Annotated in this window: 24 protein-coding genes; 1 reads left to right on the top strand and 23 read right to left on the bottom strand. The window is 60.0% G+C overall.

Annotated features, from left to right (window positions below; all coding sequences use genetic code 11):
- Positions 1 to 79: 79 nt before the first annotated feature.
- A complete protein-coding gene (locus KCX59_RS04805; RefSeq protein ID WP_218649578.1) occupies positions 80 to 859 on the top strand; it encodes a hypothetical protein in 780 nt (259 codons plus the stop codon).
- Here the strand turns inward: KCX59_RS04805 and KCX59_RS04800 are convergent.
- The 23 genes from KCX59_RS04800 to KCX59_RS04690 all read right to left on the bottom strand — a co-directional run bounded on the left by KCX59_RS04800 (position 856) and on the right by KCX59_RS04690 (position 18,302).
- Positions 856 to 2,271, bottom strand: a complete 1,416-nt coding sequence (locus KCX59_RS04800) for an SGNH/GDSL hydrolase family protein (protein ID WP_179018495.1) — start codon at positions 2,269 to 2,271, stop codon at positions 856 to 858. The two genes, KCX59_RS04805 and KCX59_RS04800, sit on opposite strands and share 4 nt — an antisense overlap.
- Before the next feature lie 2 nt (positions 2,272 to 2,273).
- A complete protein-coding gene (locus KCX59_RS04795; RefSeq protein WP_179018496.1) occupies positions 2,274 to 2,573 on the bottom strand; it encodes a hypothetical protein in 300 nt (99 codons plus the stop codon).
- 14 nt (positions 2,574 to 2,587) lie between these two features.
- On the bottom strand, positions 2,588 to 3,091 hold the full coding sequence (locus KCX59_RS04790) for a hypothetical protein (RefSeq protein ID WP_179018498.1): 504 nt from the start codon (positions 3,089 to 3,091) through the stop codon (positions 2,588 to 2,590).
- A 66-nt stretch (positions 3,092 to 3,157) separates the two neighbouring features.
- On the bottom strand, positions 3,158 to 3,472 hold the full coding sequence (locus tag KCX59_RS04785) for a hypothetical protein (RefSeq protein WP_179018500.1): 315 nt from the start codon (positions 3,470 to 3,472) through the stop codon (positions 3,158 to 3,160).
- Positions 3,472 to 3,846: a hypothetical protein gene (locus KCX59_RS04780; protein WP_179018502.1), complete on the bottom strand. Its 375-nt coding sequence runs from the start codon at positions 3,844 to 3,846 to the stop codon at positions 3,472 to 3,474. The genes KCX59_RS04785 and KCX59_RS04780 overlap by 1 nt, the downstream gene beginning before the upstream one ends.
- Before the next feature lie 10 nt (positions 3,847 to 3,856).
- Positions 3,857 to 4,465: a M23 family metallopeptidase gene (locus KCX59_RS04775; RefSeq protein ID WP_179018504.1), complete on the bottom strand. Its 609-nt coding sequence runs from the start codon at positions 4,463 to 4,465 to the stop codon at positions 3,857 to 3,859.
- Positions 4,462 to 4,923 carry a hypothetical protein gene (locus tag KCX59_RS04770; RefSeq protein WP_179018506.1) on the bottom strand — a complete coding sequence of 154 codons (462 nt, stop codon included), beginning with the start codon at positions 4,921 to 4,923 and terminating at the stop codon, positions 4,462 to 4,464. The genes KCX59_RS04775 and KCX59_RS04770 overlap by 4 nt, the downstream gene beginning before the upstream one ends.
- Positions 4,916 to 5,374, bottom strand: a complete 459-nt coding sequence (locus KCX59_RS04765) for a hypothetical protein (protein ID WP_179018507.1) — start codon at positions 5,372 to 5,374, stop codon at positions 4,916 to 4,918. Before KCX59_RS04765 ends, KCX59_RS04770 begins: the two co-directional genes overlap by 8 nt.
- Positions 5,371 to 6,372 carry a hypothetical protein gene (locus tag KCX59_RS04760; protein WP_179018529.1) on the bottom strand — a complete coding sequence of 334 codons (1,002 nt, stop codon included), beginning with the start codon at positions 6,370 to 6,372 and terminating at the stop codon, positions 5,371 to 5,373. Before KCX59_RS04760 ends, KCX59_RS04765 begins: the two co-directional genes overlap by 4 nt.
- A complete protein-coding gene (locus KCX59_RS04755; protein ID WP_179018531.1) occupies positions 6,372 to 7,496 on the bottom strand; it encodes a Gp37-like protein in 1,125 nt (374 codons plus the stop codon). The genes KCX59_RS04760 and KCX59_RS04755 overlap by 1 nt, the downstream gene beginning before the upstream one ends.
- A complete protein-coding gene (locus KCX59_RS04750; RefSeq protein WP_179018533.1) occupies positions 7,493 to 8,353 on the bottom strand; it encodes a hypothetical protein in 861 nt (286 codons plus the stop codon). The genes KCX59_RS04755 and KCX59_RS04750 overlap by 4 nt, the downstream gene beginning before the upstream one ends.
- 144 nt (positions 8,354 to 8,497) lie before the next feature.
- The gene (locus tag KCX59_RS04745) at positions 8,498 to 12,568 is read right to left on the bottom strand and encodes a peptidoglycan DD-metalloendopeptidase family protein (protein ID WP_179018534.1); all 4,071 of its coding nucleotides are present in this window, start codon (positions 12,566 to 12,568) and stop codon (positions 8,498 to 8,500) included.
- A gap of 19 nt (positions 12,569 to 12,587) precedes the next feature.
- On the bottom strand, positions 12,588 to 12,977 hold the full coding sequence (locus tag KCX59_RS04740; protein WP_179018536.1) for a hypothetical protein: 390 nt from the start codon (positions 12,975 to 12,977) through the stop codon (positions 12,588 to 12,590).
- 50 nt (positions 12,978 to 13,027) lie between these two features.
- Positions 13,028 to 13,375, bottom strand: a complete 348-nt coding sequence (locus KCX59_RS04735) for a hypothetical protein (RefSeq protein WP_179018538.1) — start codon at positions 13,373 to 13,375, stop codon at positions 13,028 to 13,030.
- 29 nt (positions 13,376 to 13,404) lie between these two features.
- The gene (locus KCX59_RS04730) at positions 13,405 to 13,575 is read right to left on the bottom strand and encodes a hypothetical protein (protein ID WP_179018540.1); all 171 of its coding nucleotides are present in this window, start codon (positions 13,573 to 13,575) and stop codon (positions 13,405 to 13,407) included.
- Positions 13,576 to 13,662: 87 nt separating this feature from the next.
- Positions 13,663 to 14,325, bottom strand: a complete 663-nt coding sequence (locus tag KCX59_RS04725) for a hypothetical protein (protein WP_179018542.1) — start codon at positions 14,323 to 14,325, stop codon at positions 13,663 to 13,665.
- 54 nt (positions 14,326 to 14,379) lie between these two features.
- Complete coding sequence (locus tag KCX59_RS04720) at positions 14,380 to 14,784, bottom strand: hypothetical protein (protein ID WP_179018544.1); 405 nt, start codon at positions 14,782 to 14,784, stop codon at positions 14,380 to 14,382.
- Entirely contained in the window at positions 14,777 to 15,079 is a 303-nt protein-coding gene (locus KCX59_RS04715) for a hypothetical protein (protein ID WP_179018546.1), read from the bottom strand. Before KCX59_RS04715 ends, KCX59_RS04720 begins: the two co-directional genes overlap by 8 nt.
- Entirely contained in the window at positions 15,079 to 15,405 is a 327-nt protein-coding gene (locus KCX59_RS04710) for a hypothetical protein (protein ID WP_179018548.1), read from the bottom strand. The genes KCX59_RS04715 and KCX59_RS04710 overlap by 1 nt, the downstream gene beginning before the upstream one ends.
- 11 nt (positions 15,406 to 15,416) lie before the next feature.
- A complete protein-coding gene (locus KCX59_RS04705; protein WP_179018550.1) occupies positions 15,417 to 15,941 on the bottom strand; it encodes a hypothetical protein in 525 nt (174 codons plus the stop codon).
- A 21-nt stretch (positions 15,942 to 15,962) separates the two neighbouring features.
- On the bottom strand, positions 15,963 to 16,229 hold the full coding sequence (locus KCX59_RS04700) for a hypothetical protein (protein ID WP_179018551.1): 267 nt from the start codon (positions 16,227 to 16,229) through the stop codon (positions 15,963 to 15,965).
- Positions 16,230 to 16,288: 59 nt separating this feature from the next.
- Complete coding sequence (locus tag KCX59_RS04695) at positions 16,289 to 17,497, bottom strand: phage major capsid protein (protein WP_179018553.1); 1,209 nt, start codon at positions 17,495 to 17,497, stop codon at positions 16,289 to 16,291.
- A gap of 10 nt (positions 17,498 to 17,507) precedes the next feature.
- Complete coding sequence (locus KCX59_RS04690) at positions 17,508 to 18,302, bottom strand: HK97 family phage prohead protease (protein ID WP_179018555.1); 795 nt, start codon at positions 18,300 to 18,302, stop codon at positions 17,508 to 17,510.

Raw genomic sequence — 18,302 nt, 5'->3', positions numbered from 1 at the left:
GCGTAGAAGCCGGTCTTATGTTGGAGGCTTCTTGTGCGCTTATACTAGCTTGACTTGACAGCATTTGATTTTGGGGGATATGGCGTTGGCCGCTAATGGAATTCGTCTTTGGGGAGCGGCCCTTGCCTTCGCCACTGCAGTAACTCTGGCCGGATGTGGCACTGGGTCGAAGAATCCGGACGGTGACAAGACCATTGTGGAGAAGGTTAACGGGCAAACGATGCGCCTTGACCTTGCGGGCGGGTCTGCGAAGGGTCTTGCTGTCTGGTTCCATGGCCAAGGCGGGACTGCTGACACGCGCATGAATGAAGCGTGGCTCAACGAGCTGCGCGTCAATGGTTGGGCTGTAGCTTCCGCCGACTTCCACGGGAACGCCTGGGGCAACGCGGATGCCGTGGCTGACGTTGCCGCACTCACGAAGTGGGCGGCTGAGAAGGTCGGCAAGGATGCCACCCTGTACGTTGCGGGCTCCATGGGCGGGCTGACATCGCTCAACTCCATGGCGCAAGGTGGGCATGCCCCGAAGTGCTGGTACGGAACCATGCCCGTGGTCGATCAGCTCACTGTGAGCAACGTCCCTGACGCCGATACGCAGATTCAAACGGCTTATGGCTCGACTACTGTGCCGCAAGCATCGATCCCAGCTCATAACTTCAACACCCTGCCATCCGCCAAGTACCGTGTTCTTGCATCACCCGAAGACACATGGGTACCTGCCAAACAAAACGCTGATGTCCTTGCGGCAGGCCTGCAAGCCGCTGGCAAAGAGGTCACCACACTCGCCGTTTCCGGACAGCATGGCGACCCCTCGCACTTCAACGGGTCCGACCTAGCTAGGTTCGCCGCTGACTGCGCCTAGTTGATCTTCGGAGCAACACCAGCGCTGATAGTTACCTGAGCCTTCACTGCGTTAGCGGAGCGCAGGAAGTGTAGCGCGTCATGCGAAACATACCTAGGGTCGCAGGACGGGCTATTCGGAGATGCTTCCAGAGCCTTCTCGAACGGAACGACGCCCGTGATTCCATCCGGCAACTGCCTGAGTAGATTGTTGTAGAGCCGGCGCTCCATCTCATTCCCGCTGGTCACGGATTCCCCCACCGCGTGAGCATTTGCAAGTGCGCCTACAGTGAGCGTGTACGGTCCAGCGCCAGATGTCCCCGATACAGTGACTTGCTCGGCGTTCGTGCCTGAACCGATGAGGATCGTACCGTTGGGAGCGTTGTACGTCGATGAGATGGACGTTGCCCCAGCGGATGCTGCGGCTGTAAGGGTTCCATGTAGGTTGGCGTACTCGCGGGGCGTGATGTCAGTCCAGAAAATGCGGGTGATTCCCAGCGCCCGCAGCTTGGCGTTGATGAGCCGGAAGTTATCCAGAAACGCCTGCGACTGCCCAGCGGCGAGGCTGTTGGTGCCAAGGGATACTACCGCGAAGTCTGCGACATAGCTGGCTAGATCCACCCGGTCCCAAAGGATCGGAACGGTTGAGCCCCATTCAGCCATGGTGGTCGAGCCGACTCCCAGGTTGATGGCAGCGAACCCGCCCATATCCCCAGCAACACATGGCCATGTTTCGTAAGGAAGGGTTCCCGCTCCCGCGCTGGGCAAAAGCGGCGGCGTGCTCGGGTTGTAGTGAAGCGTGTTTGAATCACCAACGAACAGGCCGGTCTGGATCGGCTCAGCAAATTCGTACTCAATCACGATGTCACCAAACGCCAGCGAAACACCCGTAGTGGCACCGCTCAGCGTGGCATTACCCGCGTTCGCAGAACCGGCAGCACGGATCACCTGAAGGCTGTTCCCGAAGGCGACGCCTGTTCCTGTTGCGGCAGTCGTTGAGCCCCAAGAGATAACCCGCTCAACACCCGCTTCGAACGTTTCCTCTGTGACCCAGTCAGACCATCCACGATTTCCGTTGACGGGGACAGTGAAGCCGTCGTCAACCTGCGTGAGCGCACCAGTGCATGCCCCCACCCAGCGACCGCCAGAGGCAACAGAGGCGCCGTAGACAGGTTCGCCAATGTATACGCCAGTGACCGTGATAGGGGAGGTGGGAATGGTTGTCGACCGAAGGTTCCGGTTCATGATCCCCAAGCGCCACCGCTTTACTGGCCGGGGGAACTTCACCATGGAACGGAACGTGAAGTCAGAGCTGGTTGCGGCTGTCGTCTGGTTTGGAGCTGACAGCGGGATCATGGAACGTCGAGTTCCAGGCTTGCCGACGTACTTCTTTTTAGCGTCAACTAGGGCTTGGCTGAGGGTTACTGCGTCCATTATCAGACCGCTCCTGTCAGGTTGCCGAAGCCATCGTAGGTGTATGTGATGGTGGATCCTGCCGTTGTTTCGGTGGCAACACCGTTCACGCCATAGGTGTAAGTGGTCGTGACATCCCCGCCAGCAACGTGGTAGGTGATGGACGTTGGGTTTCCTTCGCCGTCTACCGAGTTGATCGTGAACGGGGCACTTGCGCGGGTGGCGTAAGTGGCATTAAGTTCCGCATCTTGCAGTCGGTCAGGGATGTGCTTGTTGAAGATCTTGCCGGACCCGTCAAGCGACGGGACTTTCTTGATAGCCATGGGTGGGGCTCCTATCAGGCGGTGATGAGCAGGGCGTCAGCGTCGGCAGGATCCACAGCTATGGAACCATCAGACTTGGTGGTGAATACGAGGGTGTCCGCGTCAGTTGGGTCGAGCGCTACCCCGCCGCCGGTTGCTGCTTGGGCGGCGAGTTCAGCGGCCGCTTGAGCGACTGCCGCGCTGGCTCCAGCGCCAGCCGCTTCGGTGACAGCGTCTTGGGCGGCGTTCTTGGCTGCTACTGCTTCGTCTCGGAGGCCGATGTACGAGTTGTAGAACCCTGTGAACTCGCCGGAGATCCAACGAACCTGCGGGAGTGGTGCGAGGAATGGTGGCAGGAACCCGTAAGCGTTCGACGTCAAAGGGTTAGCCAAGGGGAACCCGTTTGCGTCCTTCAACGCCAGCAAAGTGGTGCCTGCCGTGTCTTCCGGCGCGTAGATCCCCACCGAACCGTTCACCACAACATTCATCGGGTTGTCCGGGTCAACAACCAGTTCCATCCCAATCGGGTAATCAGCCACAGTGGGGCTCCTTAAATACAGCGGGGCGGACGGTAATGGTCCGCCCCGAAAAAGTGGGTGGTGGGTTTAGGCGCGGTGGTCGGGTGCGTCGTCTTCAGGGGCGAACAAAGGAACATACTTCCGCAGCCACTCATTCACACCCGGGATAGCCATCACACGGGTGAAGACGCCGATGAGCACCACAACAACCGTGATCGAAACGTTCAGGGCCGCGAACAGCCACTCAGGCAGATGCACGCGGTACGGTTCCAATTCCTCCACCACGATCTTGAGAGCCACGTTCAGCAACGGGAAGAGTGCCACCGCCGCCACAAGGACAGTGCGGAGAACAGCAGAACGCGGGTTACGCTCCTGGGTCGAAAGGGCACGATGATCAGCCATTAGTTGTCACCCTCCTTGACCTGCGGAACGTAGGTGGGCATGTTCGCTGCGATGCGCTTCTCAATCTCGTCATAGTCGATGACTACGGGGACGCCGTTGTTGGAAGCGGCCGCTATCTGGTCCAGAACTGACTGCTGTGCAGTCTGCCGCGCTTCGATGCGGTCCAAGGCCTCAGCAGTGAACACGAGCTGATCAACGACAGAGGTTTTGTACTTACCCCAGTCCATGATCGGCTTCCACAGCACCGCCTCCGGAGCCTCCGCAATCTGAGTTTCGAGGGACTTGCCGCCCCGCATGGACTCGCCACCGTTGATGATGGCATCAGTCTGAAAGTGCAGATTCGCCTGGTTTGAAAGGTCTTTAGCTTTGGGCATGACAAGCTCCTTACGGGAGTGGGATGTCGAGGTCGATAAAGAATTGCTGGTCCGCCGTGTAGATAGGTGCGGGAGAGGCGACCGGCTTAGAGACTTGGCCTGCCGGTCCGATGGACATGCCACCCGCCGTGATGTACGGATTCGGGTTGCTGCAGCCGTACGTGTTCGTGTTGTAGTTGTACGGCCGGAACATCAGGAAGAAATGCAGATGCTTCCCGAACGAATACCCGGTGTTGCCCTTCACAGCGATCTGCTCACCAGCGGAAACCCAGTCGCCCTTGCGAACAAGGAAACGCTCGAGGTGGCCATAGCCCGTGTCAGCGATGAACGATGCCCCGCCTGCTTTGTGGCCAAGGATGATAACGTTTCCGGCGGACGTATCAACGTTGTCGCTGCGGTCAAAGTCCGGGTTCAGATACCACTGGTTCGGCCACCCAAGGTCCCGGCTGTCACCCGCGAACAACACCTCACCATCAGCGGCCGCGTACACCTCTGGGTAGACGTTCCGGCCGTCCGTGTAGCCGTAATCCTGGCCAGCGTGCGGCAGGCCATCCGGCTGGGTGTTCCCGTACCACTGAGTGATGGGGCCCCGACTAGGAGCGTAGAGAACAAGGCTCATGACGTGCCTCCTGTGTTGGCTTCGTGCCGTGCGCTGGGATGGTCCGCGATAGTCACACCACGGGGAGGGGGCGGGAGCTGATCAATGCCGCCAAGGTCACGAACCACTTTGATGGCCGCGTAAATCCAGTCGATAAGGCGGGAACGTTCGGAACGGAGCTCTTCAAGCTCTTCCTCCACCCGTTCAATTCGGGCCTCAAGCCGGCCAACCTTCGCGTCCGACTCGGCAATGACATCCTGGAACCGCTTCAGCAGCTTCTCATCCGCCTCGATGCCGATCTTCTTGTCTTCGCGGTCATCCGCCGGCGTCCGCCACTTCTTACTGAAAGCAGCAACCAGAGTCCCGGCCAGGGTGATCAGCAGACCACCAACACCCAGCAGCACCGGCGCTGTCATCCCGAAGTACTGCGGTTCAGGCTCGGCCGCCAGGATCCGGAGCGCGAAGTAAAGTTCAGTCATCCTTCAAGCTCTCTGTGTAGCGGTAGATCACTGTCCGGGACTTCGCCGCGGCCTTGATCATCACCATCCGAGTCACCAGCGCCGCGCAAATGATGTACGCGAAGGCGATGGCGATTGACCTGTCCGTGCCCGTCGAGATAGCCAGCCCGACTTGCAGCAGCCCGTAGATGAACGGCCCGGACATCATCAGGACAATGCCGGACATCTCCACCCGGAACCCGTTACGGCGGGTCTCGAAGTGCTGCGCGGACATCACCAGCCCGACCACAGAGACCACGAACCCCAACGTCGTGAAGAACCCCCACGCGAGGATGAACCATGGTGGGGTTGTTCCTTGAACGGATGGGCTCTTCAGGAGCGGGATGATCCACAACAGGCCGAGCGCAGCCTTGAAGTGGACGAATGCCCAGTCAGTACGGGTCAGGCCGCCGAGAGCTTCACGGAATTTCACACGTACCACCCCAGCCCGCCGAGTTGGAACACCATGGCCCGCGCAATCTGCTGCGGCACGCCCGAACGGAAACTGATCTTGATTTCCCCGCCCGGCGTCACCCTCAAATCAGCTTGATATGCGTTGACCAGCAACGGCGTGAGGACTTCACTCGGAGCCTTGGGTGCAAACTCCGGCGGGACCGTCGCCAGAGTGTACTCAGTTCCCGGCTTGTTCACATCCATGGCGTCATACTTGATCGGGACCAAGTTAGCCAGGCCGCCCTGCAGCTCCACACGCCGGCCGATACGGGACACCGCCGGGGCCTTCACAGCGTTCTTCATCCACGTGCCCTGCTCAACGTAGATGGCCGCGTCAAAGGTGAGCGGCACCGGGCCACGCATCACGCCACCAACGTTCACCCAAGCCGGCGAATCGTTATCGCCAAGGATGTACTGGTACTGCTCATAACCCACAGTGACCATCGCGCCAAGCTGCCCAAGGTACTGGCAAGCAAGGACGTCCTTCGCGTACACGCCACCATTGGACGCCCAGCAACGGATGTCCACGATCTCGCCCGGCTGGGTCTGGTTCTCGATGATCGGCACCAACGCAATGGGCTGCTCATCGATCGTTCCCGGCCCAGACAGGCGGGCGCCAGAGACGGCCTTCGTGGATCCGCCAGGGATCACAACAAACTTTGACTCACCCGCCGTAGGTGTCCAATCACGCCGGACAGCCACCGTATCCCAGCGTGTGCCAGAAGCGGACGGAGGAAAGTCCAAGGTCTCATTCTCGAACGTCTGATCCGTGACACCGCAACCAAAGCCGGTACCGGCCGTGATCGACACGGTACGGGTAGCGCCGGCAACGATGCTGACCTTCCAATCATTCGCCCCAGACACCCCATAACGGGAAGAACCGATAGGTGCCCGAGAATGAGCCAACGCCCAAGCATCCTCGTTGTACGGTTTGGCCGGCGTGGTGTCATAGCCGCGGGATGTGAATTCCACTGGCATCAGAGACGCTCCTGGTTCCGCTGCCGCTTAGAAACGGCCGCAAGTCGCTGCGCCATAATCCGCGCAGGCTGGTTTGTGATTTCTCCGATGGAGGGTTCAATCTGGGCGTAATCCTTGGACTTCCACGTGAGCTTCACTTCGCGGATGGTCTCCGTGATGACAAGCCCATTCCCGATGTCCACCGGCACGCGGTCCCCCACGCGAAAGCCATCCGTGCCGCCGTACTGGAAGATCCCCGTGCCGGCGAGGTCGAGGGAGAGCCCGTTCTTGGGCCCGTTCTCGTCCAGGGTTTCTTTGCCGCGGGCATCCAAGACTGAGTCAGTGTTGTCGTCGCGGGCGTCACGGAACGTTTCAGCCCGCATCCCGTACTGGGCTTCTCGGGCAGTGTCGATGAGTTGCCGGAACTTCCGGTCAACACCCTCACCCTGGCCAGCCACAACCACACGGGACGACGTGGGGCGGTTCCGGGTCCAGTTCGCTTTCTTCAGCGTCCTGCCCTTCACGGACAGCTTTCGCGGGTGCAGGCGCGGCTCATACACATCAAGGACGAGATTGGTCCCGATCTGCTTCACAGTGACGCCAATGCCGGCCTGCTCAAGTGCCGGGAACATCTGATCCATGAGCGGGTGCATTCGAAGAGGCACACCACCAGGGACAATTGCGCCACGGTTCGCGTTGGTCGCCACAGTCAGGCCCGGCACAGCAAGTCGGTTGACACCGTTCTCCTGCACCGCCGTCTTGATGATCGTCTCCGCGTTGCCGGTGTACGTCCGGTACTCCGCAGATTGCCCTGTTAGAGACGCGCCAGGGACCGGCCAGCCAAGGATCTCCCGCAAGATTCGGAAGTCATCCTCGACGGTGAACGTCACATGCCCGTCCACACCGTTCGTTTCGCCTTCTTCAGCTGTGATAGGGCCAGAGATCAAGTGCTCACCTTGAAACTTCACGACCAAACGAGCTCCATCGGCCAAGAGCGCCGGTAGACGCTGGTGGCTAAGAGGAACCGTCATCGTCATGGTGCTCACAAGGCCGTGCCGCACTGTTGGCGACAGCGCAGACGGGTTGCCAATCTGGCAGACAAACTTCCGGTCCTTGTCGTATACGCTGATCCGGAAGATGCTCACCAAGCCCTCCTGAACAACGACGGCAACAGTGCTTCCACAGCGCCAGTTCCAGTAAGAGATAGGGACAGCGGAACGCTGGCACCGGCTGGGATTGGCGCGAAGTCTGCCTCACCCAGATCCGCCGAACGGTCCACCGGGTTCACCATGTCCACGCCAATGACACGCTCGGACGGCTTGCTGGGTGCGCCCGGAACGACGTCGTACATGGTCGCCCCGATAAGGTCAGGCTCCGATTCGATCACCAGGCACTTGCCCTCTGGCACATCAAACGGAACCTCAACCACCAGGCCGTTCACGCCAACCGCCGCCTCAGTGGTTTCCCCGTCGATGAACCAGCGGGCGTATGACTCGACGTCACCCAGGTTGTCGATGGTGGCCTCGGAGATCTCCGACCCTGACCCAATGTTGAACAGTTGCGGCCCTGTCGGATCGAAGAGCGGCAAATACTCGCCGTTCTTCCATGACCTCACGGCCGGGACGCCCTCCCAGAAAGGATGTTCTGCAATGAATTTGAGACCGTACGACTGCCAGCCGTACTTCATCGGGTCATATGTGACTGTGTGGTCTCCGTCGTCACGGAAACGGATCCGCAGCCTCCGGCTTGTGCTGTCCGGAAGATGCACCTCCCACACGCCAGTGTCGTTGGGGTCCATGCCCTGCCAGAAAGCACGGTCCCGCTGCATCCACGTCACAGACCCGGGCTCTTCATCCAGGCGCCCATCAGAGAAGATATGGACCGGCCAGAACACCTCACGGTCAAGAACCGAAATGCCCTCATGCTTGGAACCGGCCACCGCGGGCGACGACGTTGCATGCCGTTCCGTGGTGACCGTGCCCAGCCCCCGAATGCCCGGCATCAGAAACAACCCCGATGCCGGGCTAGTCAACGGCCACGTCACACCCTTAGCCGTCCACGTCATCCGCAACCGCGTCCAAGGACTCGCAGCAGGCGCCGGCGGCCGGTAAGGAATCGCATAACTGATACCCATGAGACTCCCTACTTATTGGTGAACCGCTTGCATGTCAGACAGCGAGTTTTCGAACTTCCGGACAGCCTCGTCAGCATCACGAACAATGAGCTGCTCGATGTTCAGGCCCGGACGGTTACCGCCACCAGCCGAAAGGCTGTACATGGCTTCCCACTGCTTGTCATTCAGGATGTATTCCGGCTTGCGAGTGGCGTTCATGATCTGCGACAGGCCAGGGTTCAAAATGCCGCCGTTATCATGCAGGTACGGCAGGCCCGTGGAGCCCATACTGTCCTTGCCGCCCTCAGGCCTCTTCCCAGCCTTACCAGTCAAGAAGTCCGACGCGCTGGTCAAGGCCTTCTTGCCGATGCCGATAGCAAGGTCAGCCATCATGCCGCCAGCCGGGAAGGTCAGCTTGAACAGGGAAACAAGTCCGTCGATAATCGGCGCGATCGGGTCGAAACTCCACCCGCCACCAGAACCAGACTCGCCGCCACCATCCAAGTACTCGGAAGGGTTCTTGTAGTTCGGCCATCCACCGTTCAGCACCATGTAATGCAAGTGCGGGCCAGTGGAATTACCGGTAGAACCAACCTCGCCGATCTTGGAACCGGCCGTGACCATCTGGCCCATCTTCACCGCGAACGATGAAAGGTGCGCGTACCAGGTCTGCAACCCGTTCGGGTGATCGATGTGGATCTCATTACCGCCGCCATACGACGACCAACCAGCGGAGGACACACGCCCTGGACCAGCAGCAACAACAGGTGAACCAGTCGGTGCTGCGAAGTCAATGCCGTTGTGGCCACCATGGAAAGGCTGAGAAACAGTGGCGCTACCGATCGGACGGACCAAGCCGCCCTTCGCGTAACCAGCCAAAGCTTTGGCCATCGCGTAAAGATTGCCAACACCAGCCCGCTTGGTCTGCTCCTTGGTGAACACGAACTCGCCAGCATGCACAATGCCCGCAGGCTGATACTTACCGCCGTCACCCGTGTAACCGCCATCAGCAAAACCAGCCGGGAGCGCCACCTTGGGCAACTTGTCGATACCCGGAAGGGCCCCAGCAACAGTATTGAACGCGCCAATCAGGCCATCATTGATGACCGTATTGACCACGAACCGCACTGGCGCCTTCGCGATGTCCTGGATGGTGTCCCAAGCCTTCTTGACCGCAGCAACGCCGGTCTCGAACGCCTTCGGGATTTCCTCATTGATTGCCTTCGTGAGGAAATCGAACACCGGCTTGATGACCGTGTCCCAAACTGTCTTAATCGCAGTGCCGATGCTGTCAAACACCGGCTTGATGCCATTCGTGTACAGCCAGTTCAACGCGTTCGGGATGACCACCGTGAAGAGGTTCACCCACACGTCAAAGACCGGCTTCAGAACGTACAGCCACACCCAATTGACTGCGGACCCGATAGCGTCAAAGACTGGCTTGATAGCGTTCAGGTACAGCCAGTTCAGCGCGTCCGGGATGACCTTCGTGAAGAACCAAACCCACGAATCAAACGTTGGCTTCAGCACGTTGTTCCACAGCCATGTAGCCGCTGTGCCAATCAGATCGAACACCGGCTTGATCACGTTGTCATACAGCCACGTGAACGCTGCAGCAAGAACATCATGAACGAAAGTCACAGCCGCGTTGAAAATCGCAACCGCAGCGTTCCACCAGTCAGAAACGGTCGCGCCGATACCCGTGAACACCGCCACCATCTGATCCCAGAAGGACTGGAACGCCGGCACAATGATGTTCATAATGACCGATACGACAAGCTGGAAAATGCCGCGGAAGAACAGGTAAAACCCGCCGATAATCACGCTCGCCGAATCGAACATAGGCTTCAGAACGTTCAGATACAGCCAGTTGAAAATGGCGCCGACGACATTGACCGCCGCGGAGATCCCATCAAAAACAGGCTTGATGATCGAGTTGAACACCCATGAGATGACAGCAGCGATACCATCGAAAGCCGGCTTGATAACACCAGTCCACAACCAGTTGAAGAACCCGCCGATAGCCTGAATCGCAGCATCCCAAGCAGGAAGGGCAGTCCCCGTGAACCAGTCAACGACGCCACGAATGACGTCCTGCACCCAGTTGAAAACGTTGGTGACAACTTCGCCGATCCAGCGCATAGCCGCATCGACGCCGTCCTTGAACCAGCCAACGTTGTTGTAAGCCCACACGAACGCAGCCACCACAGCCGCGATGATGCCGATGATCCAACCAACAGGACCCATAGCAATCAACCAGCCAGCAGCGATCTTCGCCGCGTTGATAGTGGCCTGGGCCGCCATCAACACCCAACCGCCAACCATGACCGTCACAGCCCACGAGTGCACAAACGCAGCCTTCGTAGCGCCACCCTGAGAGACGAACCAAGCAAGCTTCTGCTGAGCGGCCGACTTCAACGCCTCAATACCGAGCGCAACAAAGTGCGGGATAAGAGCCGTGAGAATCAGACCAGAGATGATGCCAATGGGGACACGCATGTCCCACAGCGACTTAGCAACGTCACTGCCACCGTCAACGAGCTTCTTCAAAGCGTCAGGAATCTTCAGCACGGTTTCCCGCACGGCCAGGAGGAAGTCCACAACGCGGGAATCCTCTTCCCACCCGAAAGCCCGCCGTAGCATGCCCGTGTAATCGCCCTTGACCAGCAGGTCATAGAGGCCGATAGCGCCTTCACGTACCTTGAACAGGAAGTCCACGAGTGGGTGATCTTCCTGCCACCCGAAAGCCGCTGCGAGCTTGCCGGTGTAGTCGCCCTTGATGATCAGGTCATAGAGACCCTGCGCGCCATCGAGCGCCTTGTCCAAGAATCCGCCGACTGCGGCGCCCGCGATCTTTGCGCCCTCTTCAAGTGGCTTCAACCACTCGATTGCGCCGGCAAAGAACTCACGGATCCGCGGGTACACCCCGGACAGCAGACTCGCGCCGATACGCCCAAGAGAAGCAATGGTGTTTTTGAAGGCACCTTTCAGCGTGTCACCGGACTTCAGCGCAGCACCGCCAAGGCCGCTCTCCATGGCCTTCTGGAAGGTCTCGAAGTTGATCTTGCCCTCAGAGGCAAGGTTCAGGGTTTCCTCAGCAGTGGTGCCCAGCTCTTTGCCGAGCAACTGCACGATGGGAATACCAGCGTCGTTGAGCTGAGCGATCACGTCGCCTTGGATCTTGTTCGATGAAGCGACCTTGTTGAAGATCGCCCCCATCTCACCCATACCAACACCGGCGATAGTTGCAGCGTCACCAGTCAGGCGTAGCGTGCGCTCAAGGTCCTTGCCTGGCTTCACGCCAGCAGCGACAGCGCCCGCGGCCACAGAGGCAGCCTCATCCAGACCGAACGCTGTACCCTTCACGGATGCCATCGCGTCATTCATGATGCCCTGTACGGTTTCGGCGGAGTGCCCCAACCCGGTCAGCTTCGCTTTAGCATCCTCAATGGACTGCAGGCGCCCGAATCCCTTCGTGAGCGCAACACCAAGGCCAGCAACAGCAGCCGTACCAGCAGCGACAGCGCCCCACTTGAAGGCCTTACCCATCGCATCGCCAAGGCGGCTGGTCTTCTTCTCGGTAGCCTCAGATGCGTCACCAACGTTCTTGAGCTTCTTCTCAAGCTCACCAGATGCCGTAGCAGCTTTGCCCTGTGCGGATTCCAGATCCGCCGTTGCTTTCGCAAGATCACGCTCAGCCGTCTGACGATCACCAGTTGACTTAGCAGCCTTCCGGCGCGCCTCAGCCAATCGCTCTTCGGCAGCCGCGATCTGGGACGCCTTAGCCTTCCCAGAGTCGCGAACCTCCTGCAGCTTCAGCTCAGCAACCCGAACCGCACCAAGGGCCTTGGTCTCAGCTTCGGTTGATGCGACGATCTTCGACTGGGCCGAAGTGATCTGCGCCTGAGACTTGGAGATGACCTGGTTGAGCTGGCTGACCTCAGCCTTGAGCTTCGCGGCCCCTTCAGAGAAGCCCTTGCTCACGTTCGCGCCGGCAGACCTGCCAGCGGAGACCCCCACCCCGTCCATGACCTTGGAAACTTCAGCCTGGGTGCCCTTGAAGGTTGGCTTCACGAGCACTTCGGCGATGCCAATGACGGGCATGGGGCCTCCTATTGAGTTGTCACAGGTCCTCCGAAGAGAAACCAAACTGGCCGGCGAACCGCACAGCCCATTCACGCTCGGCAGCCTTCATGGCCGCCTGAATCTCAGACTTGGGGGTGGGGAACGGCTTCACGTCACCAGGCTTGCCGCCGTTGACCTTGATCGTCGCCGCGGTCAGCACCTTGATGCCGTTCGAGATGTCACTGAGCAACGTGGCTGTGAGGTCCCATTCAGCGGTGCGCGGAGTCCACGGCTCGCTTTCCCTGCCCTGGTTCGCGGCAGCAATAGCTTTTGCCGCTTCGGGGTCATTCGCGATCGCCTCGTTGAGCCGGCTCGCGGCGGGCAGCATGTCGATTAGTTCGAGCAACGCCACCCACCGCTTGCCCGCATACCACTCCGCCAGATCCACGCCGGGGTACTCGTGTGCGAGGTCAGCGCGGATCTGCGGACGGTAGCGGGTTAGGAGCTCGCGGAGGCGCGCCCTTCCCCCGGCTTCCCAACCGTCTGCTCGTAGTAGTCCATGACCCGCTGAACCACTGCAGCGTGCACGCGGAGCGGGATCTTCTCAGCCTTGTACGCTTCGAAGTCCTTCGCAGACAGCCACTTCTCCAAGAATGCGAAGTCGTTCTGGCCGCTCTCTTCAAGGTCCTTGAAGAACTCGCCCGCCTCATCGGCTGGCATGTCGAACAGGTCCGGGAACGTGATGCGCTTGCCTCCGGAGAGAGCGAGCACGAACGCTTCCGGCTTCGAAACCTCAGCCTCAAGAGCGGAAAGGGACAGGTGAATAGTCGGCTTGTCAACAGCCATGGTGATACCTCCGGGTGTGAGGGGTGGGTTTACTTGGTGGACGTGGGCGCTTCAGCCTTAGCGGCGTCAGCTTCCTTGACGACGGCCGTGCGGGCCTTCTGTTCAGCGAAACCCTCGGCTCGCAACTGCGCGGCCTCGCGGGGAACGGATGTTTCAACGACGACTTGGCGGCCGTCTGATTCCTTGGTGAAGCGGGGCATATCGACTCCTTGAATGAAGGCCGGGTGTAAGTGGGAACGGTGCGCGCCGCCACCCGGAGAACAGCGCGCACCGCGATTAAGGGAGGGCTACACGCCCTGAGTGAAGCCCAGAACGTCCTTGTGCTTCACCGCGCCCGTGCCGCCGATGTAGTGGCGCACCGGGGTGCCCACCTCGTCATCGGTGAACACGTCGAATGTGAGCTGGCTGGACACGGCGCCACTGGTGCCCCAAACCTCTTCGGCTGTGGTCGCCAGGCTCACGCGGTGGTAACCCTTGCCGAGGATCCAGTTGTCAGTAGCAGGACCGTCTTCCCCGACGATGATGAGGCGGTAGTCGGCGTTGATCGGCAGGTCAGGCTCGTCAATGACGATCTCGCCGGTGGTCGGGTCCTGGGTGACGCCGGTAAGGTCCGCGCCGAGTGTCAGTTCGTACATGTGCTTTCGTCCCTTTTCCAGGGGCGTGAAGCTGACTGAACGCGGCACCGTGGTCACGTCGGAACGAACCGGGGAGGCGTAGCCGAAAGCGTCAACGGCTTCCTTCTCTACCTCTCGCGAGAACGAGTAGCCATCGGGAGAAACAATGCCGATGGGCAGGAACCCGGCGGCCTTGAGGTCCACAAGGGACCCGGCCGAATAGAGCGTCTCCGGGAGATCTACGCTCATCGGAGCGAGCATGGCAATCGCACGCTGAATCTTACGGATGAGGGCGCGGGAATCGGCCCCAGTCATTTGGGTCTGGAGTGTAGGCATAGCAATGAACCCCTTTCAAGGGCAATGTGAATTGTTTTGTCCCCAGTCGGGGTATTAGAGAGGTCGGGAAGTAGCCAGCAGCGAGGCCGCGGCTTTGTTCAGCGTGTCCGAGGCATAGGGGACATCCTCCGGGACCTGATCAATGCTGATGCTGTCCAAGTAGCCGTGAGCTGTCTCAATGCCAGTGCCGCAGATGAAAGCGAGGATGGATTCCAGAGTGTTCACAGCCTGCGTGCCAGGCGCGTAGCATTCCAACGTCACCCGGTCCACACGGTCAATGAAACCCTGCGTGCCACCATTCGTGAACACCAGCACAATCGGAAACGGGCCCTCAAGAGTGCCGTAGCTGTCAGCCGGCAAATGCCAGACCATCCGGACTGTTGCGTCCAGATGCTCTGTACCGTCCACAAGATCAGTCAGGCACTCCCGGACATCAGGGAAAACGAGACCATCAATCACCGCGCACCGCCTTCATGGACGCCATCACGCGGAGCAGAATCGAATCACGCGCATCCCTGAAATCCGGGTCAACCTCCCGGACCACAGCACCAGCCCGCAGCTCGTTCTTCCAACCCACCGTGACGATCGCCGGCTTAGCCTCATACGTCCCACGACCAACAGCCTCAGCATTGCCCGCCAGGCGCTTACCAGCCTCAAGAGCGGCAGCCGCAACCTTTGGGTTAGAGCCCAGTTCCCTCAGCCCCGAATCATCCGCCGAATAGCTCTTAGAACCACGGACCCTCCGCAACGCCATCAGGACCTCACCAACCCAACCTCAACACCCAGCGGCCACTCACCCGGCAAGCCATCAACAGACCACTCACCAGCCATCAGCGCACCAGTTGGTACACGCACACGATCCTTCGGAAGGAACGAGAAGCCCGGGTCAGGGTCACGGTACAGAACCGCTGTGCTTGCGATCAGGTCCGCCCGGTCAGTCGGTTCCGACGTCGCACGGGCCGCAATGATGCAGTCAGCCACGGGAATCTCAGTCGCCGGCAGCGGGTTACCCTTTGGGTCACGGCCACCACCGCGCAGCACAGTCACGCTTGTCAGCCAGGACCTTGGAAAGCTACTCACAATCCCCATGTTTAGGGCCCCCAAACGAGTTTGTACGGTGCGAGGATGTCCTTTTCGGATTGCAACAGCGGCAGGCTGATAGGAGCCCCGCCAACGGTTGCGTATCCGACGCCCATGGGCCCTGTGTTCTGTCGCACGACGTTTCCTGGCGAGGTTGCAGCGCGGGCCGCGACCTCGGCGATCACACCGGCCACATCCGGGGCTGACTCAAAGCCATGCAGAACAGTGACGCGAACGCTACCGTTCCGCCTAGACCAGCAGCCGGACCTGCGCGTCAACACTCCCTTTTCGGAGACATCAACATCAGCCAGAACATCAACCCCTTGATCAGTGCAGGAGACAAGGCTCTTGACATGCCCGGACGGGATCAAGAGTGACCGCGTGCCAGAGCCGTCAAGGATCAGATCCTCTTGGACTTCGGGCGTGATGTGCCATTCGCAGTAACGGCGGACTTGGGCTGTGGCTGCATCCAGCCAGAACTGTGGGCCCTTGGGAAGGGAGCCGTCAGTCAGTTCCACGATGGGTGGTATTGGCATGGCAACTCCCTTCCTTTGCGGCTACTTCGCGGCCGGAGTAGATGCTTTGTTGGCTGGCTGCTTGGCCTTCTCGGACTCGGCAGCCTTGGCAGCTTCTTCCGCTTCCTTCTTGGCGGCCGCTTCTGCTTCCGCCGCCGCCTTCGCTTCAGCCTCTTCCTTAGCCTTGGCAGCTTCTTCGGACTTCTTCGGGTCCTCCGTGCCAGCCTTGCCAGGCTTGGCATCCTTGGGCGCTTTATCCAGTTGGACGGTGTGCGGGATGCCGTTAATCAATACTTCGTAAATTTCCATGTCCCCTCCTCAGGGAAAGCGATGGTGGCGCGTCATGAACGCGCCACCATCAGCGGTGCCTACAGGTTGGAAAGGGTGACCTTCACAAAAGCGGAAGGCTTACGGACGGCCAGAGCGATGCGCTCTTCTGCCCGGATGGAGATCCGGTTGTAGTTGAAGTCGTCCTCGTTGGAGTTCGTAGCTTCAACACGCACGCCACCCTTGCGGTACACGGTTGCGGCCTGCTTACCGGCACCAACCAGCACCGTGCCCGCGGCGATTGCCGAAGTAACAATGGTGTTCTGGCCCCAGAGCCCGGGCTGCTGCGGGATGCCACCGTTGCCGTACTGGCCGGTGAAGATACCGCCGCCGAAGTACTGGCCGTTGGCGTCCTTGGACAGGCGGAACTTCTGGTAATCCAGCGGGTTGATGACCATGCCATCAACCGTCAGACCTGTGGCCGTCTGGACCTTGGTGATGCCGCGGAAGACCGCGTCAGCGTTGTCCGCAGCAGCAGCGGACGCCTCAACCTGGACGCCGGAGCGGTTCAGGAGCCCGCGGAGCTGCGGAGCGGTGCCGTTGCCGTTGAGGAGCTGAGCTTCCTCGAACATGACCAGATCGTAGAGCAGGCGCCCGTTGATCTCGGAAACGAGGAACGGCAGGTCTTCCGCCATTTCGTCGTTGATCTTCACACGGCCGGCGATCTTGGTCAGCGCGTCGTTGACCTGATCGTAGGTGTAGTGGAGCTGCGGCTTGAGCCCGCCCTCAGCGACGGCCGAGAACGCGCCTTCCTTCAGCGCCTCCACGTAATACGTGATGGACGCAGCCGTCAGCGTGCCACTGCCCAGCCAGGAAGCCACTGTCGGGCGCTCCCGGAAGCCCTGCACCACAGTCTCATCGATCTGAGCGTGCAGCGCGCCGCCGTCAGCGCGGGCGTGGGAGTCCGTTGCAGCCTTGTACTCGGACGTGCCGAACGAGAAGCGCTCGGAACTGCCCTTGACCTTGGCGAGCTGTTCGCCGAAGCCCTTAACAGCGTGCTCACCCAGGGACTTTGCTGCGGTCGTCTGGGCGGGGGTCTGCTTGACCTCCGGGCCGGTGCCGATGGTGTCCAGCAGGGCCGAAGCATCCTCGGCAGCCTTGATCTGGATGTCAAGGCCCTTGACCTCTTCAACCAGACCGTTGATCTTGGTGACCTCGTCGGCGGTCAGGTCGCGCTCTGCGGCCTTCGCGCCTTCAGCGATTGCGCGTGCAGCTTTAGCCGCAGTCTCGCGCTGTGCTTTCAAATTCATGGCATCTCCTTTAGATGTCGAGTAGTGAAAGGTTTGCGAGTGCTACGTCAGGGTTGCCGTTACGCGCCTTGACCTCCGTGCGGTCCTCACCCTTGGCCGTTTCCAGCTCCTCGGGCTTGCCACTCTTCGGTTCCTCGTCGCTGACTTCCGATTCGTCAGACTCTTTGGTGGACTCCAAAATCTCGTTCAACGCATCCCGCGCCGCGACGATCTTGGACTCCGTTTTGGCCGATATTGCACGGCCAAGCTTCAGACTCAGGTGCAGGTCATTCCCCGTACCTGAGATTTCAACTGCCCCGCCCTTGACGGCCAGCAGTTCGGTTTCCTGGTTCGCGCCCACAGGGACAACAGACACCTCGTGGAGCTTCATCTTGCGGAGCTCGTAGTGGCCCTTGTAGTTCCCGTCCGCGTCCTTCTCATCAACCCACGCACCTTCAAGCACGTCATAGGCGAAGGACATCTGAGAGACGCGGCCATCCTTGATCAGCCGGTGGACCTGCTGGCCCTTGGCAGTCTCAAGATCAAGCTGGACCTTCACGAACAAACCGTGGTCGTCCTCGTAGGCTTCGACGGTTTTGCCGATGTTCATGTCCGGGTCCTGCATTTGGTGAGACCAGTACGCCGGAACGCCGGCGCCCTTCTCGCCATACGCGGCCAGGGACTCAGCGAATGCGCCCTTCACGACGACGTCACCATAGGAGTCCTTGTTGCCGAACACTGAGGCGTACCCGGTGAACTGCCCCTCTTCCAAGCCGTCATCGACGCCGGCGGCCTTGATGGTCACGGGGCTGGTTTTCAGCTTCAC

Source organism: Paenarthrobacter nitroguajacolicus (genome assembly GCF_051027655.1).
GTDB lineage: Bacteria > Actinomycetota > Actinomycetes > Actinomycetales > Micrococcaceae > Arthrobacter > Arthrobacter nitroguajacolicus.
Note: the sequence above shows the minus strand (reverse complement) of the source record. Positions and strands in the feature narration are given on the sequence as shown.

What these genes read in the sequence shown, in the direction of transcription:
- KCX59_RS04725 (WP_179018542.1), bottom strand. Translation starts at nt 14,325, where the DNA reads ATGCCTACACTCCAGACCCAAATGACTGGGGCCGATTCCCGCGCCCTC.
- KCX59_RS04795 (WP_179018496.1), bottom strand. Translation starts at nt 2,573, where the DNA reads ATGGCTATCAAGAAAGTCCCGTCGCTTGACGGGTCCGGCAAGATCTTC.
- KCX59_RS04785 (WP_179018500.1), bottom strand. Translation starts at nt 3,472, where the DNA reads ATGGCTGATCATCGTGCCCTTTCGACCCAGGAGCGTAACCCGCGTTCT.
- KCX59_RS04715 (WP_179018546.1), bottom strand. Translation starts at nt 15,079, where the DNA reads ATGGCGTTGCGGAGGGTCCGTGGTTCTAAGAGCTATTCGGCGGATGAT.
- KCX59_RS04705 (WP_179018550.1), bottom strand. Translation starts at nt 15,941, where the DNA reads ATGCCAATACCACCCATCGTGGAACTGACTGACGGCTCCCTTCCCAAG.
- KCX59_RS04775 (WP_179018504.1), bottom strand. Translation starts at nt 4,465, where the DNA reads ATGAGCCTTGTTCTCTACGCTCCTAGTCGGGGCCCCATCACTCAGTGG.
- KCX59_RS04730 (WP_179018540.1), bottom strand. Translation starts at nt 13,575, where the DNA reads ATGCCCCGCTTCACCAAGGAATCAGACGGCCGCCAAGTCGTCGTTGAA.
- KCX59_RS04735 (WP_179018538.1), bottom strand. Translation starts at nt 13,375, where the DNA reads ATGGCTGTTGACAAGCCGACTATTCACCTGTCCCTTTCCGCTCTTGAG.
- KCX59_RS04745 (WP_179018534.1), bottom strand. Translation starts at nt 12,568, where the DNA reads ATGCCCGTCATTGGCATCGCCGAAGTGCTCGTGAAGCCAACCTTCAAG.
- KCX59_RS04695 (WP_179018553.1), bottom strand. Translation starts at nt 17,497, where the DNA reads ATGAATTTGAAAGCACAGCGCGAGACTGCGGCTAAAGCTGCACGCGCA.
- KCX59_RS04750 (WP_179018533.1), bottom strand. Translation starts at nt 8,353, where the DNA reads ATGCCGGGCATTCGGGGGCTGGGCACGGTCACCACGGAACGGCATGCA.
- KCX59_RS04700 (WP_179018551.1), bottom strand. Translation starts at nt 16,229, where the DNA reads ATGGAAATTTACGAAGTATTGATTAACGGCATCCCGCACACCGTCCAA.
- KCX59_RS04780 (WP_179018502.1), bottom strand. Translation starts at nt 3,846, where the DNA reads ATGCCCAAAGCTAAAGACCTTTCAAACCAGGCGAATCTGCACTTTCAG.
- KCX59_RS04805 (WP_218649578.1), top strand. Translation starts at nt 80, where the DNA reads ATGGCGTTGGCCGCTAATGGAATTCGTCTTTGGGGAGCGGCCCTTGCC.
- KCX59_RS04770 (WP_179018506.1), bottom strand. Translation starts at nt 4,923, where the DNA reads ATGACTGAACTTTACTTCGCGCTCCGGATCCTGGCGGCCGAGCCTGAA.
- KCX59_RS04760 (WP_179018529.1), bottom strand. Translation starts at nt 6,372, where the DNA reads ATGCCAGTGGAATTCACATCCCGCGGCTATGACACCACGCCGGCCAAA.
- KCX59_RS04800 (WP_179018495.1), bottom strand. Translation starts at nt 2,271, where the DNA reads ATGGACGCAGTAACCCTCAGCCAAGCCCTAGTTGACGCTAAAAAGAAG.